8 protein-coding genes and 1 tRNA gene are annotated in these 8,395 nt (G+C 43.6%); 8 read left to right on the top strand and 1 reads right to left on the bottom strand.

Annotated features, from left to right (window positions below; all coding sequences use genetic code 11):
* Positions 1-46: 46 nt before the first annotated feature.
* Positions 47-1,093, top strand: coding sequence for an outer membrane protein assembly factor BamD (locus F973_RS11055; protein ID WP_004761820.1), 1,047 nt, complete (start codon positions 47-49; stop codon positions 1,091-1,093).
* A gap of 119 nt (positions 1,094-1,212) precedes the next feature.
* A complete protein-coding gene (locus F973_RS11060) occupies positions 1,213-3,093 on the top strand; it encodes a DNA primase (RefSeq protein WP_004761821.1) in 1,881 nt (626 codons plus the stop codon).
* On the opposite strand, the gene hemA is transcribed toward F973_RS11060, so the two are convergent.
* Positions 3,094-4,377, bottom strand: a complete 1,284-nt coding sequence (gene hemA, locus F973_RS11065; RefSeq protein ID WP_004761822.1) for a glutamyl-tRNA reductase — start codon at positions 4,375-4,377, stop codon at positions 3,094-3,096.
* Positions 4,378-4,456: 79 nt separating this feature from the next.
* Between hemA and F973_RS11070 the strand changes: the two genes are divergently transcribed.
* The 6 genes from F973_RS11070 (at position 4,457) to F973_RS11095 (ending at position 8,395) form a co-directional block, all read left to right on the top strand.
* Positions 4,457-6,175 (top strand): tetratricopeptide repeat protein, encoded by a 1,719-nt coding sequence (locus F973_RS11070; protein WP_004761823.1) that lies wholly within the window; start codon positions 4,457-4,459, stop codon positions 6,173-6,175.
* 4 nt (positions 6,176-6,179) lie between these two features.
* Complete coding sequence (lolB, locus tag F973_RS11075; protein ID WP_004761824.1) at positions 6,180-6,761, top strand: lipoprotein insertase outer membrane protein LolB; 582 nt, start codon at positions 6,180-6,182, stop codon at positions 6,759-6,761.
* A gap of 60 nt (positions 6,762-6,821) precedes the next feature.
* Positions 6,822-7,055, top strand: a complete 234-nt coding sequence (gene vapB / locus F973_RS11080) for a type II toxin-antitoxin system VapB family antitoxin (RefSeq protein ID WP_004676517.1) — start codon at positions 6,822-6,824, stop codon at positions 7,053-7,055.
* 14 nt (positions 7,056-7,069) lie between these two features.
* Complete coding sequence (gene vapC / locus F973_RS11085) at positions 7,070-7,465, top strand: type II toxin-antitoxin system tRNA(fMet)-specific endonuclease VapC (RefSeq protein WP_004761825.1); 396 nt, start codon at positions 7,070-7,072, stop codon at positions 7,463-7,465.
* A 23-nt stretch (positions 7,466-7,488) separates the two neighbouring features.
* Positions 7,489-8,322, top strand: a complete 834-nt coding sequence (ispE, locus tag F973_RS11090; protein WP_171062351.1) for a 4-(cytidine 5'-diphospho)-2-C-methyl-D-erythritol kinase — start codon at positions 7,489-7,491, stop codon at positions 8,320-8,322.
* Positions 8,321-8,395: transfer RNA gene (locus tag F973_RS11095), tRNA-Gln, on the top strand. The genes ispE and F973_RS11095 overlap by 2 nt, the downstream gene beginning before the upstream one ends.

Raw genomic sequence — 8,395 nt, forward strand, 5'->3', positions numbered from 1 at the left:
TAATAGCACCATTGTAGCTTATTGTCCCAAAAACAGAGGAATTTTTATGTCGCTACCCCATTATAAAATTACGATACTGGCACTATCTTTAGGCGTAGCGTCTGCATTTGTGGGCTGTAGCAGCAATCCAAGCAAGAAAGAAGTGGTTGATAAAGGACCACAATCCAGTGAACAGGTTTATTTTGAAAAAGCACAGAAATCACTTGAGCGCAATCAATATACCGATGCGGTAAAGTCGCTTGAAGCCCTGGACACCTATTATCCAACTGGACAATATACACAGCAGGCACAGCTTGAACTTCTTTATGCCAAATTCAAACAAAAAGATTATGAGGGCACGATTGCACTGGCGGAACGTTTCATTCGTTTAAATCCACAACATCCAAATGTTGATTATGCCTATTATGTTCGTGGTGTCGCCAACATGGAAATGAACTACGATAGCCTGATTCGTTATACCTCACTGCAACAGTCACACCGTGATGTCAGCTACATCAAAGTTGCCTATCAAAACTTTGTGGATTTAATCCGCCGTTTCCCAAGTAGTAAATATTCTGTCGATGCGGCGCAACGCATGAAATATATTGGTCAGGAACTGGCCGAAAGTGAAATGAATGCGGCGCGTTTCAATATTCAACGTAAAGCCTGGTTAGCTGCTGCTGAACGTGCACAATGGGTAATTGAACACTATCCACAAACTCCACAGACACCTGAAGCTTTGGCAACCCTAGCCTATAGTTACCAAAAGCTTGGTGATACAGCGACCTCCCAACAATATGTTGACATCCTGAAGCTCAACTATCCAAACCTTGTAAAATCAAATGGTGAGGTCAATTTACGTGCGGCACGTAAAGACAGTAGTTGGGTCAACCGTGCAACTTTGGGCTTATTGGGTCGTCAATCCAAAAATGTGGATAGCAAAAATATAGAAGCCAGTACTGAGACTGAAAAACGCAGCCTCACCAACCGTCTGAGTTTTGGTTTACTGGATAAGCCTGAAACATCAGCACCAGTTCAATCGGCAGCACCTGCAAGCAATGCCGCCGCTGCCGTTGTTGGCAACAATCCAGGCGAGGAAGATGCCGCAAATTAATTTGCAGTCATCTGAATGCACCAAACAGGCAAGCCAACCCTTGCCTGTTTTTCATTTTATGCAACAATGATGCTGACAAATCATAAAGATGTCCCCCCAGTTTTAAACGGTTAAACCCTATGGCAATTCCACAGCATACGATTGATCAAATTCTGGATCGAACCGACATTGTCGATTTGATTGGTCAACGTGTGAAGTTAAAAAAGACTGGGCGTACTTATTCAGGCTGCTGTCCTTTCCATCAGGAAAAATCACCTTCATTCCACGTCTACCGAGACAAGCAGTATTATCATTGCTTCGGCTGTCAGGCCAATGGCAATGCCATTCGTTTCCTGATGGATATTGATGGTCGAAATTTTGTCGATGTGATCAAAGAACTGTCCAACAAGACAGGCATCGACCTCCCCAAAGACAATCAGGACAATAAAAAACTATCCTATAAGCGTAGTCCGCAACAGGTCGCTGCACCACAACCTGCACCAGCACAGAATAATAGTCCAACCTCACCAGCCATCCCTGAATCCATCAACGATCATTTTGTGGATGTGGATCTTTATATGGATGATCCTTTTGCACAGTTTGAGCCATCATTTACGATGGATGAACAGGTGCAGGAAGGCAATCTCTATGATCTTCTGGAAAATATTGCACTATTTTACGAACGCCAACTTCCCAACAGCCAGAAAGCACAGAATTATTTCAGGCAACGAGGCTTATCTGCCCAAACCATTCAGTTTTGGCGCTTGGGTTATGCACCAGAAGATTGGCAGCATCTGGAAAAAGCTTTTCCTCAAGATATTGAGGGGTTAAAACAACTTGGCTTGATTCGTTCCAGTGACAGTGGTCGGGATTTTGATTTACTGCGTGACCGCGTGATTTTCCCAATCCGTGACCATAAAGGTCGTGTGGTGGGTTTTGGTGGCCGTGCCTTAAATGATGAAATCAAGCCCAAATATATCAACTCACCTGACTCGGAAGTGTTCCACAAAAACCAGCTCCTTTATGGTTTATATGAAGGACGTAAGCTTAAGGCCAATGACTGGCTGATGGTGGAAGGTTATATGGATGTGATTGCGCTACAGCAATATGGCATCTCTGGTGCGGTGGCAACCCTGGGAACAGCCAGCAATGCCGATCATTTAACCACCCTGTTTAAACAAAACTCACGAATCACCATTGCATTTGATGGTGATGCAGCAGGGCAAAAAGCGGCACGCCGTACTTTGGAAATTGCCCTGCCCCTGCTTAACGATGGCCGTGAATTAAAGTTCTTTGTACTGCCAAATGAACATGACCCAGACTCACTCATCCGTCGAGAGGGTTTAGAAAATTTTCAAAAGCTACTGCAACAGGCTCCTTTATTGTCAGACTTTGTGTTTGCGCATTTAACAGGGCAACATGATGTTAGTTCTCCCGAGGGTAAAAGTCTGGTGATGGGTGAACTGCGTGAATTAACCGAACTGTTACCTAAACATGGCTCATTTCGTTATTTGCTGACCCAGTCTTTCCGTGAAAAACTGGGTTTGGGTAAACGTTTTACGCCTCAAATCAGCCATGATGCATCCCTGTCTTTTAACATTCATACCAAAGATGAGGATTTTGCCATTGCAATCTTAATGCACCATCCATTTTTATATATTCACTTTGAAGAATTACGTGCAGTCATTGACCACACTGAACTGTTGGCTAAAATTCTAGCCTCATTAAATATTGTGTTTGATGATTTACCCGATGATCAGGAATTGGCAACCTATTATGTACTGGGTGCCTGTAGCAACTACAGCCATGAAATTGCCGATATTATGCAGCGTACCGATATTCAGTCACTTACACAGGCACCTGAAATTGCAGATAAACTGGCGAAAGAATACGCTTTAGGACTTCAGGAAAAATATTTGCGCTTAAAACTCAAATCACCAATTTCTCTCATTGAGTCCCGAAATTTACGCCAGCAACTCAATGAGTTAACCAAGCAGATTGGTTTAAGGTTGTTGTCTTAACTACTGTCTCGGCTTACGCTCATGTTCAAACACATACTGTAGATGTTGCTGTAACCACTCAAAATAATCTGGATTTTCAGCCTTGGCAGCCTCTCTTAGTAAGATAGAGGTTGGATGCATGAGCTTTTGTGTTAAGCGATGCGCAAATTCCTGTAAAACCTGCTCTGCATCATGTCCATGCCGTAGCGACTCTAGAGCATGCAGCAATTCTCTTTGGCTTACTTCCTCACTGTGCTGGCGATAGGCCTGAATGGTGCCACTCGCCTCCTTGACCTTTTGCTGGGTCATCAATTGGGTTGCCAACTGATTGACCATAATCTCAGCTTCTACCGCCGCTTGACGGCGTTGTGCCAGATTCTCATCAATCACGCTTTGCAGGTCATCAACGCCATATAAATAAACGTTGTCCAGTGATTCAACCTTTGGATCAATATCACGCGGAACAGCCAAATCAACCATGAGCATTTGCTGATAACGGCGTTTTTTTAATGCTATCTTAACATCCGCATAACCAATCACTTGATGCAAACTGCCCGTACAGCTTGAAACTACATCGGCCCGATGCAGGTTCTGTGCAAGTTCTGTAAAAGATATAATTTCAACATCGACCTGATGCGCAATATCCTGCGCGAGCAAATCAGCGCGTTCACGACTACGGTTACAAATGATAATCTTGGCCACCCCCATTTCCGCCAAATGCTTGGCAACCAGACTATTCATTTCCCCTGCCGCAACCACCATAACGGTGAGATTTTCTGGATGGCTAAACACTTGTGAAGCCAATTGCGCAACCGCATAGCCCATGGAAACCGCATGGCTTCCTACAGAAGTTTCCGAGCGAACCCGCTTTGCCGCATAAAAGGCATATTCAAAAACACTATTCAGCTCAGGCGATACCGTTTCCGCATCTTTGGACAATGCCAATGCACTTTTAACCTGCCCTAAAATCTGTGGTTCACCCAACATCAGTGAGTCCAGACCACTGGCAACACGCATGAGATGTGTAACCGCCTGGGCATTCTCGTAACGATAAACATGATGAATTAACTGTTTTACATCAATATTATTCACTTGGGCCAGCCAATTCAGGACGCTATCCGCATCTTCCGTCATGGCATACACTTCGGTTCGGTTGCATGTGGAAACCACCACCATGTCTTTCAGTGAAGAATGCTGGCGTTGTTTAAGCAATAGCTGGGCTAATCGCTCTGCATTGAAAGCAATTTGTTCGCGAAGCTCAACAGAAGCTGTCTGATGGTTGACACCCAATGCAAAGAAAGACATATCAGATCATCATTTCGCTAAATTTATGTTATTGTGCAACATCGGTGTCATAAAAAGCATTACTTTGGATCAATAAAAATTGCGTCAGCTACATCGCCGTACCTATTTTAACGGCAAGACGATTAGACGGTATTCTACCACAATCTTGTTGTTAGGTAGTATGAACGCTTATGTCTCCGCACAAGCAATACACGATATGTATGCTGACCAAAGCTTTGAACATGCCCTACAACAGAGCATGGTTGCCGAATTTTCCCTTGCCTATGACGATATTGCAACAGCCCTGCACAACTATACCGTGCTTGCCATTCGCAGCAATTCCACCATCATTAAGCAACGTGCCTTAGATGTTGCTCTGGAATACAACGATCTACAGGCAGCCTTGGACATTGCCACGCACTGGGTTGAGCAGGAACCTAAAGATGTGCCTGCTTTGTTCTATTTATCGCATATTGCCCTGAAAACACATGAATATGAACTTGCGGCCAAGACACTGGACAAGATTTTAAATATTGACCCAACCGCCGATTTGGAACAAATTCTCGCAGGTATTGCACCTGAACAGGCGCAAGATCGTGAAGTTCTGCTCAATGCCTTACGCGCAAGCAAAGAAAAGGACAACCCCTCTATTTTAGCGTTAATCGCGGGATTAGAGGCACAGGATGGCTTATATGAACAGGCACTGAGCAATATTAACCGTGCCTTACGCAAACGTTCAAAATCCACCAGCTTTATCCTGATGAAAGCCAACTTACTCATGGCTTTACGCGATGATACCGCCACACAAAAATGGTTTGCCAAGGCCAGTCGTAAAAACAGGAATAACCTTGATGTCCGCTTGGCTGAAGCACGTTACTACATCCAAATCAACCAGCAACAGGAAGCTTTAGACAAGCTTGAAAATATTATTAAAGACCATCCTCAGGCTGAGGAGGCTCTGTTTATTGCAGGCTTAACCAGTATTGACCTCAAGCAATATGAGAAAGCGGAACAATATCTGATTGATTTACGCTCTTCGGCAAAATACCAGAATGAAGCCTATTATTATCTTGCGATTAATGCACAGCGCAAACAGCATTATGAAACGGCAAAGGCCTATTATCGTCTTGTTGATGGCAGCTTGTATATCGTGTCCCGCCGAAACATGATTGCGATTTTTGAGAAGCAGGAACAACTAAATGATGCATTGCGTTTCCTGACTCAGGAACGGGTCAACTATCCTCAGCACGCCAGTTTTCTTTATCAGGCCCAAGCCGACATTTTAAAGAAAATGGACAATAAAAAAGCGGCCCTGACCCTGCTGGATGAAGCGATCAAGAACATTCCAGATGACCCAGAGCTGATCTATGCTGAGGTGTTATTGCTCGACCCATATACAGATCGGGATAAACTGGATAAAACACTCAAACAGCTATTGGCAATCGAACCAAACAGTCCAACCTATCTGAATGCCTATGCCTATACCTTGGCATTGCAGAATCGCCGCTTAAAGGAAGCGCGCAAATATGCTGAACTGGCACTGGAATACGCACCAGAACAAGCCTCTATTCTGGATACACTTGGTTATATTGCCTTTTTACAAAATGATTTTGATACCGCAGTTCAGGCGCTACAACAAGCCTATAGTATTAGTCAGAATGTGAATATTGGGATTCGCTATGCCAAGGCGCTGTATATGCAGGGTTCACTCGCCCAATTTAGCGATGTGTTACAGCAACTGAAACAAAAACATGCAAATGCCCCACAATTACAACAACTTGATGGCTTAATCTTACCTGTAACCGTAAAAAAGAGTTAACCCCATGCGTTTGTTTGCAAAAATATGTCTGGCCATGTGTAGCAGTAGTGTGTTGTTTCTCAGTGGGTGTCAACATTTAAGTCAACCGAATAAAGTGATTGCCTCACCACAGCTACAAGATGAAAACAATTTTAACTTACAGGGCAAAATTGGAGTGCGCACCCCACAGCAGTCAGGTAGTGCATTCTTTACATGGCTACAGCAACAGGATCAGTTCGACATTGAACTCACAGGCATTTTGGGAGTGGGTAAAACCCAGATTCAGGGTAAGCCTGGCGAAGTGACATTGAATAGCGCCAAAACGGGCTTAATTACCGCAGCCTCTCCTGAAGAATTGCTGGAAAAAGCCACAGGTTGGCAAGCGCCGATTATGCATTTAACCTACTGGATTCAAGCCAAACCAGCCACAGCAAACGCCCAGATCACCAAAGATCAAAACAACCGTTTAAAACAACTGATTGAAGATGGCTGGACGGTTGATTTTAGTTATAACGACACCCAGACCTTGCCCAACAAGCTTTTGTTGAAGCAGGCACTTGCGGAAGATCAAGAAAACCGTATTACAATGGTTATTCAGAACAGATAGTGTTTCATTCAACATTTTGGGATATACTAAAAACATATACTTCCAAATAGGTGTATCACGATGGAAAAAGCAACGATCTTTAAAAATAATCGCAACCAAGCGGTACGTTTGCCCAAAGCGGTTGCTTTTCCTGAACATATCAAACAGGTAGAAGTGATTAGTATTGGAGATACACGAATTTTAACCCCTATTGGAAAACGCTGGGAATTATGGATGAATACGCCATCACAACTGACCGAAGATTGTTTTCAGGAACGTGAGCAACCGATTGTGCAAGAACGAGAAAGTTTCTAATCATGTTGAAATACATGCTGGATACCAACATCTGCATCTATGCGATTAAGAAAAAGCCGATTGAAGTCATCCAACAGTTTTCCAAGTATCAGGATTATCTTTGTATCAGCTCGATCACCTTAATGGAGTTGTATTACGGTGCAGAAAAATCATCCAATCCCCAAACCAATCTGACTGAAATTGAAAAATTTGTGGCAAATCTGATCGTCCTTGATTATGACAATTATGCCGCAGCACATACCGCACAAATTCGGGCTGAACTATCAAAAACAGGCAAAACTATTGGCAGTTATGATGCCATGATTGCAGGGCATGCCCGTAGTCAGGGATTCATTTGTGTCACCAATAACATACGTGAGTTTGAACGTGTGGCTGGATTACGTCTAGAGAATTGGTGGGTGCAGTCTTAAATGTTACGGAAGCAAATATGACCATTTTACGTGTCCCATCCCCTGCCAAGCTTAATTTATTCCTGCATATCGTGGGTCGCCGTGACAATGGCTACCATGAATTGCAGAGTATTTTCCAACTGATTGATCTTTATGACTGGATCAGTTTTGAGGCCATTGAAGAAAATCAGATTCAGATTGAGGGATTAACCGAAGTAAAACTGGAACAAAACCTGATTTATCGGGCTGCACAATACCTGCGTCCACATGCCAAGACACCCTGTGGATTAAAGATCTCAGTGGAAAAAAATATCCCGATGGGTGCAGGTCTGGGTGGCGGCTCATCCAATGCCGCAACCACATTGATTGTACTGAACCAATTATGGCAGTGTGGGTTAAATGATGAGCAACTTGCAGCCTATGGCGTACAGCTTGGCGCTGATGTTCCAATTTTTATTTTTGGGCAAAATGCATGGGCTGAAGGAGTGGGTGAACATTTATCATTCATAGACTTAGCTCAAAAACAATTCATTGTTTTAAAACCTGACTGTTTTATCAGCACTCAACTGCTTTTTTCACAAAAAACATTGACAAGAGATACCAAGCCCACTACATTTTGCGCCTATCAGTTAGAACCTTCTCTTTTCGGAAATAACTTTGAACCTCTGGCTCGACAGTTATACCCTGAAGTTGAGGAAGCAATGCAATATCTGGATCAGTTTGGTCAGGCAAAGCTTACAGGTACAGGTGCCTGTGTTTTCACTGAAGTAATTCAGGAAATGAATGTAAAGCAAATTTTGCAAAATGCGCCTTGTAAAGCATACTTGGTGAATGGTTTGGCAGAATCGCCATTACGGCATTTCAAGGTTACCGATTAGGGGCGTCGCCAAGTGGTAAGGCAGCGGGTTTTGATCCCGCCATCCGTTGGTTCGAATCCAGCCGCCCCTGCCA

The sequence above is a fragment of the Acinetobacter sp. CIP 102129 genome (assembly GCF_000368305.1).
Classification (GTDB): Bacteria; Pseudomonadota; Gammaproteobacteria; order Pseudomonadales; family Moraxellaceae; genus Acinetobacter; species Acinetobacter parvus.